Consider the following 18,844-nt stretch of genomic DNA (forward strand, 5'->3'; position numbering starts at 1 on the left):
TAGGACAGCACATGACCAAAGCTTCGAAAGCGTTTATAGTCCAGACACACACTTCAATATGCATGATTTAGAGGCAGTAATGATCAGTTGGCCATCTTTGGTAAAACTCGACGGTGACGATGAGCTTATTTACGTCGCGTCCGAACAAGATTTTCAAGCGGAATGCTCAGAGATGATCTTAGGTGAAGATGATTACCTGATTGATTCAGTTGGCGACAGCTATTCGCTTCAATCGAGTTCTAACCAACTGTCTCTAGCTAAACGAGCCAACCAGTATTCGGTTGAAAGCGTGACCAAACTGATTCGAAATCACGAGTTCCAAAAAGCAGAAGTGTGCCTGATGAAGATCCACTTCCTAACGATCGAAGAAGCGATTCAGTCTTTGGCTTTTGAGCCTCGCTAATACTGCTTAAGAGCTCGTATCAAAGCTAATTCCCAAGACAGATTAAACAAAAACAGCGCCAATTCAGGCGCTGTTTTTGTTTGTTATTTAGCTAATTCATTAAGCGATAAAAATCTGAGCCAGTGCGTAGCCTAGGCAACATGCACCGACTACACCGATTAAACCCACTGACATGAACGAGTGGTTGAAGTACCACTTACCAATTTTGGTGGTACCAGAGACATCGAAGTTAACCGTTGCGATATCTGATGGGTAGTTCGGGATGAAGAAGTAGCCGTACACCGCTGGCATCAAGCCGATAAGCAGGGCTGGGTCTAGTCCTAAGCCAAGACCAACAGGTAGCATCATACGTGCAGTAGCGGCTTGCGAGTTCACCACAACCGATACGATGAATAGCGCTAGCGCGAACGTCCATGGGTAATTCGTTACCATTTCTACAATGCCAGACTTGAACTGAGGCATTGCATATTGGAAGTAAGTATCCGACATCCAAGCGATACCGAAGATAGCAATCGCTGCCACCATACCGGATTTGAATACCACACCATTTGGCACATCACGTGGGTCAGTTTTGGTCGCCAGCAAGATAATACCGCCGAAACAGAGCATCATCATTTGGATGATCACCGACATCTTGATTGGCTTGTCGCCGTCTACAATGGTTCTGATCTCAGGCACCATCGCCACGATAACAATCACCACAATCGACAATAGGAAAATCAATACCGCATTACGAGCCGAAGTTGGCAGTACTTCATCCAAAGAGGTCGCGGTGGTGCTTTCGATGCGCTTTTTCCACTCAGGATCTTTTAGACGCGCTTGGTATTCAGGATCGTCGTTCAGTTCTTTACCACGTTTCAAGCTATACAGAGAAAGCAAAAGTGTGCCGAACAGCGTTGCAGGAACCGTCACCATCAAAATCGAAAGCAGAGTAATAGAGTGTTGAATATCAGAAAGTTGTGCGAGGTAATACACCACTGCTGCCGAGATTGGAGATGCCGTAATCGCCAGTTGAGAGGCAACAGACGCAGCCGCCATTGGGCGCTCAGGACGAATACCATTCTTCAACGCAACATCGCCGATGATTGGCATAATTGAGTAAACCGCGTGGCCAGTACCCAATAGGAAAGTCATCGAGTAAGTCACGAACGGTGCTATCAAGGTGACGCGTTTAGGGTTCTTTCTAAGCACCCTCTCCGCAACTTGCAGCATGTATTTCAAGCCACCCGCCGCTTCGAGGATCGAGGCACAAGTAACAACAGCGAGGATGATCAGCATTACGGTGACAGGTGGAGACGTTGGTGGCATCTTGAAGACAAACACCTCGATAACCAAACCAATACCAGAAACAACACCTAAGCCAATACCGCCATACCGAGACCCGATATAAAGGACGACTAATAAAAATAGAAACTCAAAATACAACATAAGCAACCCTGCTAAAAATGTGGACTAATGTTATTTTCTCCCTAAGCTCAGCCATTTACTTATTGCTTGGTCACACTATGATTGCAGGCTCCCGTTAATTGTTTTTTATAAGATTATGGTCACGCAAACTGACCTGTAAGTTTATGAAATGTAATAAGAAGCCAGACGCACGACCTAGATTTGTTATGTGGAATAATCATAATTGTTTCTGTTAGATCTGGATGGCCTATAAAATATCAAACTCATAACTTAACGATATTATTCCAACCACAATCAATCATATTTAAAGTCACTCAGAAGCATATTGCCGAGCCGATTGGATACATTCTTACTGAACGCTGACTCGCCTATCACTAGACACTATGTCAAAATACCCGCCCTCACGACGACAACACAGAAAGAACCACGTATATGAATTTTCAAGCTGCTATTTTTGATATGGATGGACTGCTGCTCGACACTGAGCGACTTTGTATGCAGGTTTTTGAAGAAGCATGTCACGCGCAAGGTGTTCCGTTTTTGCAAGATGTCTACCTAGGCATCATTGGTTGTAACGCAAAAACCATCGAACAGATTTTTCGAAATGGTTACGGTGAAGGGTTAGATTACCCAGCGCTGAATAATGAATGGCGCACCCGCTACAGTGCGATTGTTAAAAACCAAGCAATCCCAGTAAAAGATGGCGTGATTGAGCTGCTTGAATGGCTAAAATCGAATGACATTCCAATCGCGGTGGCGACCTCCACTCAGCTTGATATCGCCAAGAAGAAGCTTGAGCTGGCTGGCCTAGATTCGTACTTCACCTCGTTAAGCACAGGCTGCGAAGTAACTCACGGTAAACCTCACCCAGAGATCTACTTGCTAGCGGCAGAACGCTTAGGTGTTGCACCTGAAACCTGCCTAGCGTTTGAGGACTCAAACAATGGTATTCGTGCATCAATGGCAGCGAACATGATCAGCTTCCAGATTCCAGATTTGGTTGAGCCTTGCGAAGAAGTAAAAGCGCTTGGGCACACCATCAGCCCGTCGCTGCATCATGTGTTGGCGCAACTGCAACAGACCGCAGCTTAAAAGCTCATCACAGCAAATAAAGAGCAATATTAAGCCGACTCACTGAGTCGGTTTTTTTGTAGGTATTCCTTTTATAAAAGATAAAAAGTCGCGCTAGAAACTGTTACAGTCGATGTGAAACGATGGAAATCGAGAAGCAATATTGATAATGGAGAAAGGGACGCGTGATTGAAAAACTAGAAAGCCAACTGCTTGATTTTGCACAACAAGAAATGACACAAGATGCGGCGCACGACATCAGCCACATCAAGCGAGTAGTCAAAACTGCTAAGGCTTTATGTACTCAAGAACAGGCTAAGCTTGAGGTCGTTCTGCCTGCTGCTTACCTTCATGATTGTTTCACCTTTCCCAAGAACCACCCAGACAGAGCCCAAAGCTCACAAATGGCGGCAGACAAGGCGATCTCTTTCCTCAAATCTATCGAGTATCCCGCGTCTTATCTCTACGAGATCCATCATGCGATTGTCACTCACAGTTACAGTGCCAACATCACACCAGAAACCTTGGAAGCACAGATTGTTCAAGATGCTGATCGCCTAGATTCTCTCGGTGCGATTGGCATTGCTCGCTGCCTATACGTTGGTCAAAGCTTTAACGCTGAACTCTATAACCACGAAGACCCGTTCGCCAAGCAGCGTGACTTGGATGACAAGCATTACAGCGTCGACCATTTCTACGTGAAACTGTTCAAGCTGGCTGAAACCATGAATACAGAATCCGCAAAATTAGAAGCCAACAAGCGCACCGACTACATGCGCGGTTTTCTAGAACAGTTGGGCGCAGAAGTTTAACGGATTAAAAAAGAGACACGCGTTAAGGGAGAGAAGGATATGGAAATAAACCGCTTTAAAGCATCCGACGCTGACGAGATCGTCACTTGGTTTACATCCTTAGAAGACTACGTTCTATGGGGCGGGCGAACATTTGGTTGGCCGTTAAAAGCCGCCTCTATCATCGAACGTTCTCTAGAGCCCCATGTCGAGTTATATACCTTCTCTGCACCTAAGTCATACTCTGAACCGAACGCCGATTCAAACACCAACTCAAACGCCAGGGACTTGCTTGGCTTTATGGAATTTCAACGCATGTCAGACAGCGAACTTCGTTTCTGCCGAGTCGCGATTCACCCAAACCTTCGAGGCAAAGGGTTAGGACAATCGATGCTTGAAACAGGCTTAGAGGCGGCGAAAGAAATACCGAATGTCACCACCATCACCTTGGCCGTATTCAAGCAAAACCACGGCGCAAAACGCTGCTACGACAAAGTGGGCTTTGAGGTGGTCGACAAAGAGCCGAGCGTGAAAGAGTTCAATGGTAAAATATGGCCCTTGTATCAAATGGAATTGAAACTCTCTTAGTTGGCTTTCATTTGATTTGAAGACAATGGCTTAAGCTCCTTTTCATATAGAAATTAGTCCCCATATCATAAAGAATCGCTTTAGTTTGGAACCTCCAATGACCCAAGAAAAATTCGACACCATTTATCAACGTGCCGCTCACCGTAAAGGCGGAGCAGCAGAACTCGAAAAGATTGTTCGTGCGCCCCTTTCACAAGCTGAGCTATCACAAATCACAGACGATCGTTGGTTGGCAGCCTTTACTGAAAAGGTATTCCAATGTGGTATTTCGTGGAATGTGGTGAGAAAGAAATGGCCGCAATTCGAAGAAGTGTTCTTTGAATTCGACATCGAAAAGATGCTGATGCTGCCGAACGAGATGTGGGAGCAGAAAGCACAAGACCCGCGCATTATTCGTCACCTTACCAAGGTGATGACTATCCCTGCCAATGCCACCATGATTCATAATGCCAAGCGTGAAGCCGATTCATTCTCGCAAATGGTTGCCGACTGGCCATCAGAACGCATCACCGAACTTTGGGATTATCTGAAGAAACACGGCAAGCGACTGGGCGGAAATACAGGCGCTTACACCTTACGCCAAATGGGTAAAGACACTTTTATCTTGTCGTCGGACGTTGAAGCGCACCTACGCAGTACCGATGTGGTCGATAGCGGTCGTAACACCAAGCGAGCACAAATCGCGGCGAGTAAGGCTTTCAACGAATGGCAGCAACAATCAGGTCGTAGCCTCAGCGAAATCAGCCAGATCGTGGCGTACAGCTGTGGCGACAACCGCGTCTAGTTTTAGGGCGAATGTCTTAAAGCTTTAGATTGCACACAGTTCCCTGCAAACTAAATGTTATAAGTCATTAACAAATAAGCGTGCATCGCACTTTCATCCAGTGGCATTGTATAGATAAATGTATACAATATAGAGTAATACTCATGAATTATTCTCGACCAACCCAACTCGACTAAACAAGGGTCCTTATCTCTATGACAGTTCTCAAAAACTCTGTCTCCAAAGGTGTAAAAACGAAAGTAACAGGCCAGACTCAAGACGATGTTGTTTACTGCCATATCTTCGACGCGATACTAGAACAAAGGCTACCACCAGCCACAAAATTAAGCGAAGAAGCACTAGCAGAAATCTTTGGCGTTAGCCGTACTATTATCCGCCGTGCCTTGCTGCGCCTCTCCTTAGAACAAGTTGTGGTGATCCGTCCTAACCGAGGTGCTGTGATTGCAGCCCCAACAGTAGACGAAGCCAAGCAGATATTTAAAGCACGTGAAGTGATGGAGATTGCTATCACTGAGCTAGCGGTTAAGAACGCAACCAAAGCCCAAATCGACGAGTGTAGAAAACTGGTCGCGAAAGAGAACTGCGCCTTTGACCAAGGTGACTATGGTTCTGGCTTACGTTTATCTGGTGAGTTCCACATCAAACTGGCTGAAATGGCTGAGAACGCGCCACTGCTGGCTTTCCAACGCAGCTTGGTATCGCAAACTTCTCTGCTTATTGCCCAGTACGAAACCGGCAGCCACTCAAACTGCTCTCTAGATGAGCATGAAGGATTGCTTGATGCGATAGAGTCTGGAGATGAAGAGCAAGCCGTTGACCTAATGCGAGAGCATTTAAGCCACATTCGCTCTAAGCTAAACCTAGACAGCAGCACCGCATCGAGCGACCTGCATGTTGTGTTCTCAGATCTGCTTAAGAACAAGTCATAATCGCTTCTATAAGCTATTAATGACTAACTGCTAATAGTTTCTTGTTGGCAACTATCAGTTAACAACTTTTTGTTAACAAGACGGGAGAGAAGTAAGCCTCTGCGATTACTTCTCTTTTTTATACCCTCCCCATAATGATAGACGCGAAGATCGACTCATTTCACCTCAAAATACTCTCGTTTCTGAGCAGAATAGTGCTCTTAGCCTCTATAACATTTACTCCCTAATGCAAAAATTATTGTCCTTATTTTGTATACATAGCCATTAATTCATTCACACCACAAAACTCAACACTTCCAATTTAAATCCCAATAAAACAGACGACTACGACCAAAATTAAATTGTATACAATTCACAACAAGCCCTCTTTGTTGCATTTTTGTAAATAAATAGTTGACCACAGGGTCAGGATGGATAATTATTGACCTAGAAGTCAAAAAGAATACACATGGAAATATGTCGATTTACAAGGAGGTCTCTTGATTACTTTTTTGCTCAATCAGGAAATAAGACGTGAAGATAATCTGTCGCCAAATATGACAGTGCTCAACTACCTTCGTACCAAGGTTAATAAAACGGGTACCAAAGAAGGTTGTGGGTCGGGTGACTGTGGTGCATGTACGGTAGTTCTGGGTGAGGTGGTTGATGGACAGCTGCAATACCGCTCGGTGAACTCTTGCCTAACTTTCGTTTCAGCGCTGCATGGCAAGCAACTGATCACCGTAGAAGATCTACAAAACCGAGATCGCTCTTTGCACCCAGTGCAAAAAGCGGTGGTTGATTTTCACGGTTCACAGTGTGGTTACTGCACGCCGGGCTTCATCATGTCGATGTTTGCACTAGGCAAAAACAAACCCGATGCGAGCAAAGAAGACGTCATGGAATCACTGGCGGGTAACCTATGTCGTTGTACGGGCTATCGACCAATTGTTGATGCTGCGATGTCACTTTCAACAGACCAACCTTTGATCGACCAATTCGCTGAGCTTGAACGCAACACCATCAAGAAGCTAGAAAGTATTCAAGACACCGAAGCCAACTTACGCCTTGGTCACCTCACCGCTTTTTCCCCGAAAAGCACTGATGAGCTGGCCAAGCTTTTTCAAGCCCACCCGAACGCTAAGCTGGTTGCTGGCGGCACGGATTTAGCACTGGAAGTAACGCAGTTCCACCGCGAGATTGAAACACTGATCAGCGTAAACCTTGTTGAAGACATGAAGGTATGCGAAGAGACCGACACCGATTTAATCATTGGCGCTAACCTGCCTATCAGTGACTCTTACGCACTACTGAAAAAACACTACCCAGATTTTGGCGAGCTACTGCACCGCTTTGCTTCACTGCAAGTACGTAACCAAGGCACCATCGGCGGTAACGTGGCGAATGCCTCGCCTATTGGTGACACCCCTCCTCTGCTGATTGCCCTGAACGCGAAGATCAAACTTCGTTGCGGTGACGAGTCACGTACGATGCCGATTGAAGATTACTTCATCAGCTACAAAGTGACGGCGCAAAAAGAGAGTGAGTTCATTGAACAGATCATCATTCCTAAGCCAACTAACGACAGCTTCCGAGCTTACAAACTGTCTAAACGTTTAGACGATGACATCTCTGCGGTATGTGGTGCGTTTGATATTCAAATTGAAGATGGCAAGGTTTCTTACGCTCGTATCGCCTTTGGTGGTATGGCTGCAACGCCTAAGCGCGCGGCGCGTTGTGAAAACACGTTATTAGGCAAACCGTGGACAGACGCTAGTATTAATTTAGCGATACAGGAACTGTATAACGACTTTGAACCGCTATCTGATTTCCGTGCAAGCCAAGAATACCGTTCATTGTCGGCAGCAAATATGCTGCGTCGTTACTTCATTGAACAGCAGAATAAAAACAACCAAATCGAAACAAGGGTAACGTCTTATGTCTAAATCACACGAGCATGCGATGACCCACGAAGAGATGGTTACCATTGCAAAACAAGATCTAAAAACTGGCGTCGGAAAAAGCGTTAAACACGACAGTGCAGCCAAGCAAGTAACGGGCGAAGCGGTATACATTGATGACCGCCTAGAGTTCCCAAATCAGCTGCACGTATACGCACGCCTGAGCACGCAAGCACACGCCAACATCACCAAGATAGATTTATCACCGTGTTACGAATTCGAAGGCGTGGCAATTGCCATTCAAGCGAAAGACGTACCGGGTGAGCTAGATATCGGTGCAATTCTTCCGGGTGACCCACTTCTTGCCGATGGCAAAGTCGAATATTACGGCCAACCTGTGATTGCTGTGGCAGCTAATGATTTAGAGACTGCACGTAAAGCCGCACACGCTGCAATCATTGAATATGAAGAACTGCCTGCGATTCTTGATGTAAAAGAAGCGCTAGACAAAGAACACTTCGTCACAGAGAGCCACACTCAACAGCGTGGTGACTCTAAAGCAGCACTAGCAAAAGCAAAACACATAATTTCTGGCGACCTAGAGATCGGCGGCCAAGAGCACTTCTACCTAGAAACTCAAATCAGTAGCGTGATGCCAACCGAAGACGGCGGCATGATCGTGTACACCTCGACTCAAAACCCGACCGAAGTTCAAAAACTGGTTGCGGAAGTGATTGGCGTACCAATGCACAAAGTCGTGATTGATATGCGTCGTATGGGTGGTGGTTTCGGTGGTAAAGAGACTCAAGCAGCCTCTCCAGCGTGTATGGCTGCGGTTATTGCTCACCTTACAGGCCGACCTACAAAAATGCGTTTGCTGCGCAGTGAAGACATGCAGCAAACCGGTAAACGCCACCCGTTCTACAATCAATATACGGTCGGTTTTGACGACAATGGTGTAATTCAAGGTGCCGACATTACCGTTGCAGGTAACTGTGGTTACTCACCAGACTTATCAAGTTCTATCGTCGACCGCGCGATGTTCCACTCAGACAACGCTTATTATCTAGGCGATGCAACTGTGGTCGGTCATCGATGCAAAACCAATACAGCATCGAACACCGCATACCGTGGCTTTGGTGGACCGCAAGGCATGATGACCATTGAACACATCATGGACGAGATTGCGCGTTACCTGAAAAAAGATCCTTTGGAAGTACGTAAGGCGAACTACTACGGTGAAGAAGGCCGTAACGTGACCCATTACTACCAAACCGTTGAAGACAACTTTTTACCTGAGATAACCGAACAGCTTGAACGCAGCAGTGACTATCACGCACGTCGTAAAGAAATCGCTGAGTTCAACAAGCAAAACCCTATCTTGAAGAAAGGCCTTGCGATCACACCAGTGAAATTCGGCATCTCGTTTACTGCGACTTTCTTGAACCAAGCAGGTGCGCTCATCCATATCTACACCGATGGCAGTATTCATTTGAATCACGGTGGTACGGAAATGGGGCAAGGCTTGAACATCAAAGTGGCGCAAATCGTTGCACAGGAGTTCCAAGTCGATGTCGAACGTATCCAGATCACCGCTACAAACACAGACAAAGTTCCGAACACATCACCAACCGCAGCCTCATCGGGCGCCGACCTCAACGGTAAGGCCGCGCAAAACGCAGCAATAACCATTAAGCAGCGCCTGATCGACTTCGCTTCTTCGCACTTCAAAGTGTGGCCTGAAGAGGTGATATTTAAGAACGGCATGGTGCAGATCCGCGATGAGATCATGACCTTCAACTCATTTGTTGAACTGGCTTGGTTTAACCAAATCTCGCTATCAAGCACTGGTTTCTACCGCACTCCGAAGATCTATTACGATCACGAGAAAGCACGCGGTCGCCCGTTCTACTACTACGCGTATGGCGCCTCTTGTTCAGAGGTTATCGTCGATACCCTAACTGGCGAAAACAAGATTCTACGTGTTGATATTTTGCATGACGTGGGTGCTTCACTGAACCCTGCGATTGATATCGGCCAAGTCGAAGGTGGCTTTGTGCAAGGTGTCGGTTGGTTAACCACGGAAGAGTTGGTTTGGAACCAGCAAGGCCGCTTGATGACCAATGGCCCGGCAAGTTACAAAATCCCTGCGATTGCTGATATGCCGATTGATTTCAGAACGCACCTTTTAGAAAACCGCAGCAACCCGGAAGACACCGTCTTCAATTCGAAAGCCGTGGGCGAGCCCCCTTTCATGTTGGGTATGTCGGTATGGAGCGCACTGAAAGACGCCATAAGCTACGTAGCTGTCGATGGCGCGATTCCTAAGCTCAACACACCTGCAACGCCAGAACGTATTCTGATGGCGATTCAGGAAGTCACTGAAACGACTCCGACTTCGGTCGATGCTCAATCAGAAACGGCTTAATAAGGCTCATGATAGCTTGGGAAGTATAGAAGGGATTTAGGAGGACGTATGTTTAAGGATAATTGGATTCACGAACTGGCAAAACTGGAAGAGAACTACGAACCGTGTGTAATGGTGACAGTACTTGAAGACAGAGGCTCCGTTCCACGCGATGCGGGCACCAAAATGCTTGTCACTCGTGACCGAATCATCGCTACGATTGGTGGTGGCCACCTTGAACATGTGGCCACTAAAATGGCGCGTGAAATGCTGATTGCCAGCGAAAAATCACTCAAAGTGGAACGCTTCAACCTAGGTGCTCGCTTAGGCCAGTGTTGTGGCGGAATGGCCACGTTAAGCTTTGAGCCGATTGGCACTCAACAGAATCACCTTGTGCTGTTTGGCGCTGGCCACGTTGCCAAAGCGCTGCTGCACATTGTCGCGACTCTGCCCTTCCGTGTGACCTGGATTGATGAACGTGAAGAAGTGTTCCCTGAAACGCTGCCACACGGTGTTAAAAAGCTTGTCTCAGACGACCCAGTTGGTGAAGTGAAACACATGCCACCAAACAGCTACTACCTGGTGATGACCCACAACCACCAGCTCGATTTTGACCTAACCAAAGCCATTATCGACCGTGAAGATAGCCGTTACTTCGGCATGATTGGCTCGCTTACTAAACGCAAGAAGTTCGACTTCCGCTTAGAGCAACGCGGCTACAGCCAAGAGCAAATTGAAACCATGATTTGCCCTATTGGCATTTGCGCCGTGAATGGCAAACATCCTGCCGAAATTGCGGTATCGGTTGCGGGTGAACTGATCGCACACTATCAAGGCCAAGCCCTTGAACAAAAGCGCCCAACCAAACAATATCGAAATCAGGATTTGACCGATCAACACAGTCAACCAAGCGACGTAGGCGAACCACCATTGGAAGAGAAGATCGCCTAACACGAGTCGCAAAGCTTTAGCGGCCATAACGTCGCTGAAGTCATTAAAAGGAAGTAAACATGACAACGCAACGCAAAGCTTATCGCGCCAGTATTTTACACAGCGTCGCCGACCCAAAAGACGTCGGTATCGATGAGTCTTACGACTATTTTGAAGACGGTGTTTTGGTGGTTGAGAATGGCCATGTCGTCGACTTAGGCCATGCCGACGAGGTATTGGCTCGCCAACCTAAAACACTCGAAGTCAAAGAATACAAAGACAAGCTAATCACCTCTGGCTTTATTGATACGCACATCCACTACCCTCAAACAGGAATGATCGCGTCTTACGGTGAACAGCTACTAGATTGGTTAGAGAACTACACCTTCCCAGAAGAAAAACGCTTCAAAAACCCAGTCTACGCACACAAAGTGGCGAAGCTATTCCTAGACGAGTTAGCCAGCAACGGCACCACCACGGCACTGGTATTTGGCACGGTACACAAAGAGTCGGTCAACGTATTCTTCGAAGAAGCTGAGAAGCGCAACCTACGCATGATCGCAGGTAAGGTCTTAATGGATCGCAACGCTCCAGACTACCTTACCGACACTCCAGAATCTGGCTATGCTGACTCCAAGGAACTGATTGAAAAATGGCATAACCGCGGCCGTTTGCTTTACGCGGTGACACCTCGTTTTGCGCCAACCAGCACACCAGAACAACTTGCTACTGTCGGTAAACTGCTAGAAGAATACCCAGATGTGTACATGCACACTCACCTATCTGAAAATGAGAAAGAGATTGAGTGGGTGAAATCGCTGTTCCCAGAGCGCGACAGTTACCTAGATGTCTATGACCATTACGGACTACTTCACAAACGTTCGGTATTTGCTCATGGTATTCACCTTTCTGATTGTGAATGTAAGCGCCTCGCGGATACCGAATCTGCCATCGCCTTTTGCCCAACTTCGAACTTGTTCTTAGGCTCGGGTTTGTTTCGATTACCTGAGATGGAAGATCACGGCATTCGTGTCGGCGTCGGTACTGATGTTGGCGCAGGCACCAGCTTCTCGATTCTGCAAACCATGAGTGAAGCTTACAAGATCATGCAGCTACAACATAAGAAGCTGCACCCAGCCAAATCACTGTTCTTAGCAACACTGGGTGGCGCACGTTCTCTGCATTTAGAAGACAAGATCGGTAACTTGGAAGTGGGCAAAGAAGCGGATTTCGTGGTGCTCGACTTGCACGCTACACAACTGATGCGCTTTAGAATGGAACAAGCCACCAAACTGGAAGAGAAACTGTTTGTACTGATGAGCTTGGGTGACGACAGAACCGTTAGCGAGACTTACATCTACGGCGAAAAAGCCTACGATGTAAACTTCAAAGATTACAAGAAGCTCGTTAGTTAGGCTTAAAACAGAGTAACAATCGCTAGACAGCGACAAGCCGTCGTTAATTAAAAATCCGTCCAGATTTATCTAGCCTTTAAAGACCAGTTGCTGATGCCACTGGTCTTTTTTGTGCTTCATTCAAAGAAACATAAATTAAACGCTCACAGACAACGATCTTCGGTGACGCCAAGTCATTATATTGATAGGTTAATGTTTATCCATTTCGACTTCATACTTCACTTTAGCGTCTCTCAAAAACATTCGTTTATCAGCTAAATGGAAGCACCTAATCTAGAAAGGAATTCTATGTTCGAACAGGTCGTCAGCATTCTGTTTCCCGTTTTTGCTCTAGCCAGTGCTGGCTTTGCGGTCGGTCGTTGGCTCAAGCCCGATTTCAAACCGATCAATCGCATCAACATGGATGTGTGTATTCCTGCTTTGGTGTTTGCATCACTGACCACCATGCCTCTCGACACAGAACAACTGCCACTCATCACCGCCTCTTTGGTCGCGGTGTTGGTCCCCGCTTTATTGATGATACCAATCTGTAAGATTTTTAAACTCAATTTCAAAGCTTGGGCTCCACCACACATGTTCCGCAACAGTGGCAACCTCGCAATTCCTCTGTTCACGTATACCTTTGGTGAGAGCGCATTAGCCCCTGCAGTGCTGCTGTTTGTGGTATCGGCGTGTGTTCATATTAGTGTAGGTTTGGCGCTCCTAAGCGAAGGTAACCCGATCAAACAGATCCTCAAGATGCCGATATTTTTGGCCGCTGCATTAGCGATGACGCTCAACCTGTCTGGCATTACAGTGTGGAATCCAATCTACGAAGCCACATCGTTACTTGGCCAAGCTGCCGTGCCTATCATGCTGTTATCGCTGGGTTCGCAAATGGTAAACTTGAAGCTGAGTGGGCTCAAAGTTGGCTTGCTGTGTACGGCTCAATCGCTGTTCACAGGAGCCATCGCCTTTGCCATCATCTATTTCTTTATCCCGCTGCCTACGCTGCACTTACAAATGATGGTGCTGTTCACCATGCTGCCACCCGCCGTGATGAACTATCTGTTTGCAGAACGCTTCAATGTCGAGCCGCCTAAAGTCGCGTCCATGGTGTTGTTCGGCAACTTCCTGAGTGTGGTCACCTTGCCTATTTTGTTGTCGTTCGCACTGTCTATGTCGAGCTAATTATTTGCGCACTTATCCAGTTTAAGCTCTGCCGTCACTTTAGTAAGGCGCAGAGCTATTGCGAAACAGACTAAGTAAGGACTCACATACCAGAAGAGGCTTTCTAATGGCTGCTTCACCTGCGCTTCTCTGGTTTTTATGTATTGGTTTTTCTGCTTCTCATACTGACTCAGCATACCGTCCACCCATACTGCATCGCTTTCAACCAGCGACACGCTCGGCGCAGGAACCGTAAAATCCGATGCGTTGGGTAACAGGGTAAAATCGACATCTTTGAACGTGATCGCCGTATTCAAATACCACAAACACGCTTCGTGGTGCTGAGCGTGACTATCTAAAGATGGCTGACCGGTGCAGATATCACTTCTTAATTTATCCAAAGAAAACTGCTGCACCGATTCTAAAATCGCCACCGCTCTGGTTTGTTCGGTTTCAACCCAATCACCCGCTACTTTCGCACGAATCTCAGACACTGCACCCAGCATCCCGATACCCGCCAAGAACGGCCATAAATAATCCATGAGCTTCCACTTTCGACGGCTCAAATTGAACCCACACCAAATCGGAAGATGAAAAAGGAGCGTTAGCCCAAGCGATAGCAAAACGAAATTCAAAGAGCTAGAGAGCATGAGTTCGCTATCAAAGAAGTTCTTCATAATGAGAGACTTGCCTGTATAACAAAGAGAAATTTGATACTAGATTCGATATTTGAAAAGAGTGTAAGAGGAAAGTAAAAACAGCACCAACAATTGGCGTTAGCGCTGTTTATTTGAGCACATAGCTACCGATGGCAGGGCTTAACCAATCGTTACTCAGCGATTGCTGAGTTGTTCACGATACACAAGGAGCTAAAGGCTCTTATGCGGCAGACTTTAGATAGATACCGACTTCTCTTAGCTGCGCTTTAATATCTAGCATTTGCACGTGAGACAACACTAATTGGATCAAATTAAATACTGCCACCGCAAACATCAAACCTGCGACGTAGCCAGACCATACTTGTTGGTCTGCCTGATACAGAGTATTGAACGAAAGAGCGAAGAAAATGAGGCTGGAAAAACCAGCAGCATATTCATTGCAGTTGTAGACGTATGAACGCGTAACGTAATCGTATTTAATCTTAACCTTTCCAGCGACTCTGCCTAGTTTAAGATTAAGAGCATTCCCGCTCACTTCATATTCCAGCCCGTTAATCGAAGCAATATCCTGAACTTTCTCAAGCATGTCTTTTTTTGTCCGTATTATTTTGAATACTATCCATGGTCACACTCTATTCCGCTGCCTAAAAACTATTGAACACACCGATGGCTAACAGAAATAGTGCGATGCTGATCGCACCGATATAAGAGATTCTGGTTCGCTCTTTTTCAGTTGGAGTCAATGAGGGGAAGCGTCCTAACGTGAATACTTTGCAGACTACCCAGCCAGCTCCGTAACCAATAAATTCGATCACGAGCGACTGAAACATATATCTGAAGAATGCGCTTAATGCCCTAAAATACGCGACTATCACCTCTTCCATTTTCTGTCCTAACAAATATTAACTTGGAACAGAAAGTGCCACGGGTAGAGATTCATATCAAGTGCCTTATACAGAACTACACACGTAAAGAATAGCTCTTAAAGGTAAGCGCTCACCACTGACATGCAGTGCTTTACTGAGTTTTCTTTCTCGCCGACAGGCGCAACATAGTGAATTGCAGCTTCGGTATGTGCTTGGTCTGCGAGTTTGCTGATAACCCATGCTGCTAGATATTTGGATGACAAGCAGCCGCCTGCTGTAGCAATGTTTCCTTCCGCATAAAACGGTTGATCCAACACGGTCACACCGGATTCAATGACCCATGGCTTCGTTGTTAAATCAGTACAGGCTGGAACTTGATTCAGTAACCCCAATACCGACATCAATAAAGTCCCTGAGCATTGACCTGCAATCAATTGTGTTTGTGGGTTAAGGCTTAACCTTGAGAGTAATTTAGCGTCTTGGGCGATATCGCGGGTCAACATGCCACTACCAAACAACACCGCATCAGCAGTATTCGCGAACTCTAAAGGCTGTTGAGATTTAATTGTGACTCCATTCATTGAAGTCACTGATTCTGTAGGACTAGTAATCTGCACATTCCAGCCAAACTCTTTCATTCGGTTCAAAATACCCGCTGCAATGAAAGAATCTAACTCGTTGAATCCATCAAATGTTAATACTGCAATATCCATATTTATCCTTTCCTATCTCTTGATTCAATACGGTCATAACTACCTATATTTTAAACTCCTGTCACCTTTGCTCCACAAAACCACGATTTAAGCAGCTTATTACCTAAGCGTGTTAGTCTCATTAAGAGCAATAAATGATGCCCTTTCTAGCAATTCATCGTACGTTATGATTTCAATGTTTCGAGAATCTCTTCTAAAAAGCTCGAGCGTTTTACGTTTCATTTTTTTGATTCCAGCAGGCTCAGACACGTCGTCTATTTGATCCCAACTACCAACAATTAGAACAGCTTTAGAGTCATACGCACTTTGATTGATTTCACTATAATCATCGGCATAGAGTTCACGAGTAGTTTCAATTTTCAATATACCACTCGCTTTTTGCTCCAAAATTTGAGAATAAGCCTCCATCAAATCTTTGGAAAGTTTCCAACTTTGTGCTCTGTTTTTTGTTGTTCCAAAAAGCGGGGTCGTAGGTAACTTTAACTCAACAAAAGTAGTGAACCTATGATCACCCATTAGAAAATCTGCAATGACGCCTTCACTTCCTCCAGCATTAATATCAGATGCATGGAACTCTTTCTGCAGTACTCCTTGAAATCGATAATCCAAACCATATCCAAAGATCCATTGATTAATGGAAAAAAAGTGCTGCCATGCGGTTTCATCTTTTGTTTCTGGTCTTCCAATATCATGTTTATATTGTGGTAAATAGTTGGAGTAGAGAAGCTTTTTGAATATATCAAGCTGTGCTTTACGATAACCAGTATTAACCAAGTCTTGAGAGGTTATCATACCTTGAGATAATAAATCCCTGACAACCTCCCCTCCATCCGATCCAGAGAGCAATGTGGTGATTTTCTGCTTTGTTTCAGCATCAAGGATATCCATGGAATCTTCAGAAAGCCGAATACGACGCTCTGCTACTCCTTGAAGGTCGAGTTCTTGAATGAAATTGAGAAAAGTTTTTAGCTGCTGCATATTGAATTTCGAAAACTCAATAACTTGCTTTTCTTGCCCACTCACTAACTTACACAGCTTTATTCCCTCGATATCATCTTTATCTTTGAGATACACAACTTTCATCATTGTCCGAGGAGCTAACTGAATGTGAAACTCTCTTTCATCAGAAAAAATCACTTGGAAAAACCGACCTTTTTCAAAAGTATGATTATAGAGCGTCTCTAGCTTCGAGTTTCTAATCACATCTTCTTCTGTTGGTTTAAAACTTGATACGTCAAACACCGATTACCCCCTGATACATAGTCAATTTTGAAGTTGCTGAAGCTCTGAGCAAAAAACTAAATTACACCAAAATAGTTAAATAACATCCAATCTCGCGAACTCTAAACCAGATATGCATATAGAGTCACCAACTGAATGATAAATCTGCATTTCTTTTGTCCAAAAACAAAAAGCCCCGGTTATAGGAACCGGGGAAACAGGGTGGGATGAGTTTGGCGCGTGCCCGTAAACCAAACTCTCCCCAAGCCTTACCTAAGACTCATGCTCTTAGGTGAAGGATTCACATCATTATTGGAGCGTAGCGCCTTGCTCTACCCAAGTGCCGATGAGTGCGCGTTCTTCGTCGGTCATTTGAGTCATGTTGCCGAGCGGCATCACCTTGGTTGTTACGGTTTGAGCAACAATCCTTGGTACGTTGGCTTTGATCTCTTCTGGGGTATCAAACATCACACCACCAGGTGCAGCAGCAAAAGCGGCGTGGCTCGGGGTTGATGAGTGACACACAGAACAACGCTCTTGAATGACTTTGTTGATGGTTTCAAAGCTGACGCCTGCGCTAGCAGTTTGCATTGCGTGGTCTGCAGGTGCAGCTTGAGAACTAGTCGTTGAAGCGGTGTCATTTGCAGCAAGTTCTTCTGTCGCTGATTCAGTTGTGCTGACTTGCACTTCTTGAACCACTGGTGCTTGCACAACCGGAGTCATCTGTTTTTTCGCGTAAGGTGAGGTAACAAACGCAAGCGTGATCATACCCAATGCTGCTACTGGTATTGTCCATGCAAACTTCTGACTACCATGACGGGTGTTGAAGTAGTGGCGCACCAAGATACTGAAGATCGCGAGGCCAGCAAGGATCAGCCAGTTGTATTCCGAGCCATAAGTGCTTGGGAAGTGGTTACTGATCATGATGAACAGCACTGGCAGTGTCATGTAGTTGTTGTGACGAGAACGCAGTAAGCCTTTCGCTGGCAGTGCCGGATCCGGTTCGCGCTTCTCTTCAATCGCTTTCACCAAGTTGCGCTGCGCAGGCATGATAACGCGGAATACGTTACCCACCATGATAGTACCAATGATCGCACCAACATGGATGTAAGCGCCACGACCACTGAACACTTGAGTTAGGCCATATGTTGCAGCAACAAGCAGCACAAACAGCACAACACCAAGCAACACAGGGGTTTTACCTAATGGTGAGTCACACAGTAGATCGTAGATAAACCAACCAGCAACGAATGAACCAATACCAATCGCGATTGCCGTTGTTGAATCAAGGCCAGAGCCCGGTGCAATCAGGTAAATCTCAGCGTTAAGGTAGTAAACTACACCCAGTAGACACACACCGGTGATCCACGTGAAGTAAGCTTCCCATTTGAACCAGTGCAGGTGCTCTGGCATCTCTGGTGGCGCAAGTTTGTACTTCTCTAGGTGATAAATACCACCGCCGTGAATCGCCCATAAATCGCCTGAAAGGCCCGTTTTTGGGTTTACTCGATTAAGGTTGTTCTCTAACCAAACAAAGTAAAATGATGCGCCTATCCACGCAACACCAACAATCATGTGAGCCCAGCGTATTGCTAAATTCAACCATTCTGTAATATGCGGATCCATAATAA

General features: G+C 45.9%; 18 protein-coding genes. 11 read left to right on the forward strand and 7 right to left on the reverse strand.

The genetic code is table 11. The features are described from left to right. Positions 1–79: 79 nt before the first annotated feature. A complete protein-coding gene (locus HRQ85_RS00635; protein WP_019821270.1) occupies positions 80–403 on the forward strand; it encodes a DUF4144 domain-containing protein in 324 nt (107 codons plus the stop codon). 99 nt (positions 404–502) lie between these two features. Here the strand turns inward: HRQ85_RS00635 and HRQ85_RS00640 are convergent, their stop codons facing one another. Then, the gene (locus HRQ85_RS00640) at positions 503–1,831 is read right to left on the reverse strand and encodes an anaerobic C4-dicarboxylate transporter (RefSeq protein WP_004732879.1); all 1,329 of its coding nucleotides are present in this window, start codon (positions 1,829–1,831) and stop codon (positions 503–505) included. A gap of 411 nt (positions 1,832–2,242) precedes the next feature. Here HRQ85_RS00640 and HRQ85_RS00645 point away from each other — a divergent pair, with 411 nt between their 5' ends. The 10 genes from HRQ85_RS00645 to HRQ85_RS00690 all read left to right on the forward strand — a co-directional run bounded on the left by HRQ85_RS00645 (position 2,243) and on the right by HRQ85_RS00690 (position 13,775). Next, entirely contained in the window at positions 2,243–2,902 is a 660-nt protein-coding gene (locus HRQ85_RS00645) for an HAD family hydrolase (RefSeq protein WP_050651308.1), read from the forward strand. 164 nt (positions 2,903–3,066) lie between these two features. Continuing rightward, the gene (locus HRQ85_RS00650; protein WP_172378379.1) at positions 3,067–3,693 is read left to right on the forward strand and encodes an HD domain-containing protein; all 627 of its coding nucleotides are present in this window, start codon (positions 3,067–3,069) and stop codon (positions 3,691–3,693) included. Between the two features lie 39 nt (positions 3,694–3,732). Beyond that, the gene (locus tag HRQ85_RS00655) at positions 3,733–4,260 is read left to right on the forward strand and encodes a GNAT family N-acetyltransferase (protein ID WP_172378380.1); all 528 of its coding nucleotides are present in this window, start codon (positions 3,733–3,735) and stop codon (positions 4,258–4,260) included. Between the two features lie 97 nt (positions 4,261–4,357). Continuing rightward, positions 4,358–5,044, forward strand: coding sequence for a DNA-3-methyladenine glycosylase I (locus tag HRQ85_RS00660; protein ID WP_172378381.1), 687 nt, complete (start codon positions 4,358–4,360; stop codon positions 5,042–5,044). A gap of 194 nt (positions 5,045–5,238) precedes the next feature. Continuing rightward, positions 5,239–5,973 (forward strand): GntR family transcriptional regulator, encoded by a 735-nt coding sequence (locus tag HRQ85_RS00665; RefSeq protein WP_172378382.1) that lies wholly within the window; start codon positions 5,239–5,241, stop codon positions 5,971–5,973. Between the two features lie 479 nt (positions 5,974–6,452). Further along, on the forward strand, positions 6,453–7,898 hold the full coding sequence (gene xdhA, locus HRQ85_RS00670; protein ID WP_172378383.1) for a xanthine dehydrogenase small subunit: 1,446 nt from the start codon (positions 6,453–6,455) through the stop codon (positions 7,896–7,898). Then, the gene (gene xdhB / locus HRQ85_RS00675) at positions 7,891–10,281 is read left to right on the forward strand and encodes a xanthine dehydrogenase molybdopterin binding subunit (RefSeq protein ID WP_172378384.1); all 2,391 of its coding nucleotides are present in this window, start codon (positions 7,891–7,893) and stop codon (positions 10,279–10,281) included. The genes xdhA and xdhB overlap by 8 nt, the downstream gene beginning before the upstream one ends. 48 nt (positions 10,282–10,329) lie before the next feature. Further along, positions 10,330–11,211, forward strand: a complete 882-nt coding sequence (xdhC, locus tag HRQ85_RS00680; protein ID WP_172378385.1) for a xanthine dehydrogenase accessory protein XdhC — start codon at positions 10,330–10,332, stop codon at positions 11,209–11,211. 59 nt (positions 11,212–11,270) lie between these two features. After that, positions 11,271–12,605, forward strand: coding sequence for a guanine deaminase (guaD, locus tag HRQ85_RS00685; RefSeq protein ID WP_172378386.1), 1,335 nt, complete (start codon positions 11,271–11,273; stop codon positions 12,603–12,605). 288 nt (positions 12,606–12,893) lie between these two features. Then, positions 12,894–13,775, forward strand: coding sequence for an AEC family transporter (locus HRQ85_RS00690; protein WP_065676290.1), 882 nt, complete (start codon positions 12,894–12,896; stop codon positions 13,773–13,775). On the opposite strand, the gene HRQ85_RS00695 is transcribed toward HRQ85_RS00690, so the two are convergent. The 6 genes from HRQ85_RS00695 to HRQ85_RS00720 form a co-directional block, all read right to left on the reverse strand. Then, positions 13,772–14,296: a hypothetical protein gene (locus tag HRQ85_RS00695; RefSeq protein ID WP_050643671.1), complete on the reverse strand. Its 525-nt coding sequence runs from the start codon at positions 14,294–14,296 to the stop codon at positions 13,772–13,774. The genes HRQ85_RS00690 and HRQ85_RS00695 overlap by 4 nt on opposite strands. Before the next feature lie 337 nt (positions 14,297–14,633). Beyond that, complete coding sequence (locus HRQ85_RS00700) at positions 14,634–14,999, reverse strand: hypothetical protein (RefSeq protein ID WP_172378387.1); 366 nt, start codon at positions 14,997–14,999, stop codon at positions 14,634–14,636. A gap of 58 nt (positions 15,000–15,057) precedes the next feature. Beyond that, a complete protein-coding gene (locus HRQ85_RS00705) occupies positions 15,058–15,297 on the reverse strand; it encodes a hypothetical protein (protein ID WP_081229020.1) in 240 nt (79 codons plus the stop codon). A gap of 98 nt (positions 15,298–15,395) precedes the next feature. Beyond that, on the reverse strand, positions 15,396–15,992 hold the full coding sequence (locus HRQ85_RS00710) for a DJ-1/PfpI family protein (protein WP_081229021.1): 597 nt from the start codon (positions 15,990–15,992) through the stop codon (positions 15,396–15,398). Positions 15,993–16,091: 99 nt separating this feature from the next. Further along, complete coding sequence (locus tag HRQ85_RS00715) at positions 16,092–17,234, reverse strand: Shedu immune nuclease family protein (RefSeq protein ID WP_172378388.1); 1,143 nt, start codon at positions 17,232–17,234, stop codon at positions 16,092–16,094. A 288-nt stretch (positions 17,235–17,522) separates the two neighbouring features. Beyond that, the gene (locus HRQ85_RS00720; protein WP_172378389.1) at positions 17,523–18,839 is read right to left on the reverse strand and encodes a urate hydroxylase PuuD; all 1,317 of its coding nucleotides are present in this window, start codon (positions 18,837–18,839) and stop codon (positions 17,523–17,525) included. Positions 18,840–18,844: the final 5 nt, after the last annotated feature.

Source organism: Vibrio sp. Vb339 (assembly GCF_902751245.1).
Classification (GTDB): domain Bacteria; phylum Pseudomonadota; class Gammaproteobacteria; order Enterobacterales; family Vibrionaceae; genus Vibrio; species Vibrio coralliirubri.

Excerpts from the sequence above, each read along its gene's own strand:
- HRQ85_RS00635 (WP_019821270.1), top strand. The coding sequence starts at position 80 with ATGATCAGTTGGCCATCTTTGGTAAAACTCGACGGTGACGATGAGCTT.
- HRQ85_RS00640 (WP_004732879.1), bottom strand. The coding sequence starts at position 1,831 with ATGTTGTATTTTGAGTTTCTATTTTTATTAGTCGTCCTTTATATCGGG.
- HRQ85_RS00645 (WP_050651308.1), top strand. The coding sequence starts at position 2,243 with ATGAATTTTCAAGCTGCTATTTTTGATATGGATGGACTGCTGCTCGAC.
- HRQ85_RS00655 (WP_172378380.1), top strand. The coding sequence starts at position 3,733 with ATGGAAATAAACCGCTTTAAAGCATCCGACGCTGACGAGATCGTCACT.
- HRQ85_RS00660 (WP_172378381.1), top strand. The coding sequence starts at position 4,358 with ATGACCCAAGAAAAATTCGACACCATTTATCAACGTGCCGCTCACCGT.
- HRQ85_RS00665 (WP_172378382.1), top strand. The coding sequence starts at position 5,239 with ATGACAGTTCTCAAAAACTCTGTCTCCAAAGGTGTAAAAACGAAAGTA.
- xdhB (WP_172378384.1), top strand. The coding sequence starts at position 7,891 with ATGTCTAAATCACACGAGCATGCGATGACCCACGAAGAGATGGTTACC.
- xdhC (WP_172378385.1), top strand. The coding sequence starts at position 10,330 with ATGTTTAAGGATAATTGGATTCACGAACTGGCAAAACTGGAAGAGAAC.
- guaD (WP_172378386.1), top strand. The coding sequence starts at position 11,271 with ATGACAACGCAACGCAAAGCTTATCGCGCCAGTATTTTACACAGCGTC.
- HRQ85_RS00690 (WP_065676290.1), top strand. The coding sequence starts at position 12,894 with ATGTTCGAACAGGTCGTCAGCATTCTGTTTCCCGTTTTTGCTCTAGCC.
- HRQ85_RS00695 (WP_050643671.1), bottom strand. The coding sequence starts at position 14,296 with ATGGATTATTTATGGCCGTTCTTGGCGGGTATCGGGATGCTGGGTGCA.
- HRQ85_RS00700 (WP_172378387.1), bottom strand. The coding sequence starts at position 14,999 with ATGCTTGAGAAAGTTCAGGATATTGCTTCGATTAACGGGCTGGAATAT.
- HRQ85_RS00705 (WP_081229020.1), bottom strand. The coding sequence starts at position 15,297 with ATGGAAGAGGTGATAGTCGCGTATTTTAGGGCATTAAGCGCATTCTTC.
- HRQ85_RS00710 (WP_081229021.1), bottom strand. The coding sequence starts at position 15,992 with ATGGATATTGCAGTATTAACATTTGATGGATTCAACGAGTTAGATTCT.
- HRQ85_RS00720 (WP_172378389.1), bottom strand. The coding sequence starts at position 18,839 with ATGGATCCGCATATTACAGAATGGTTGAATTTAGCAATACGCTGGGCT.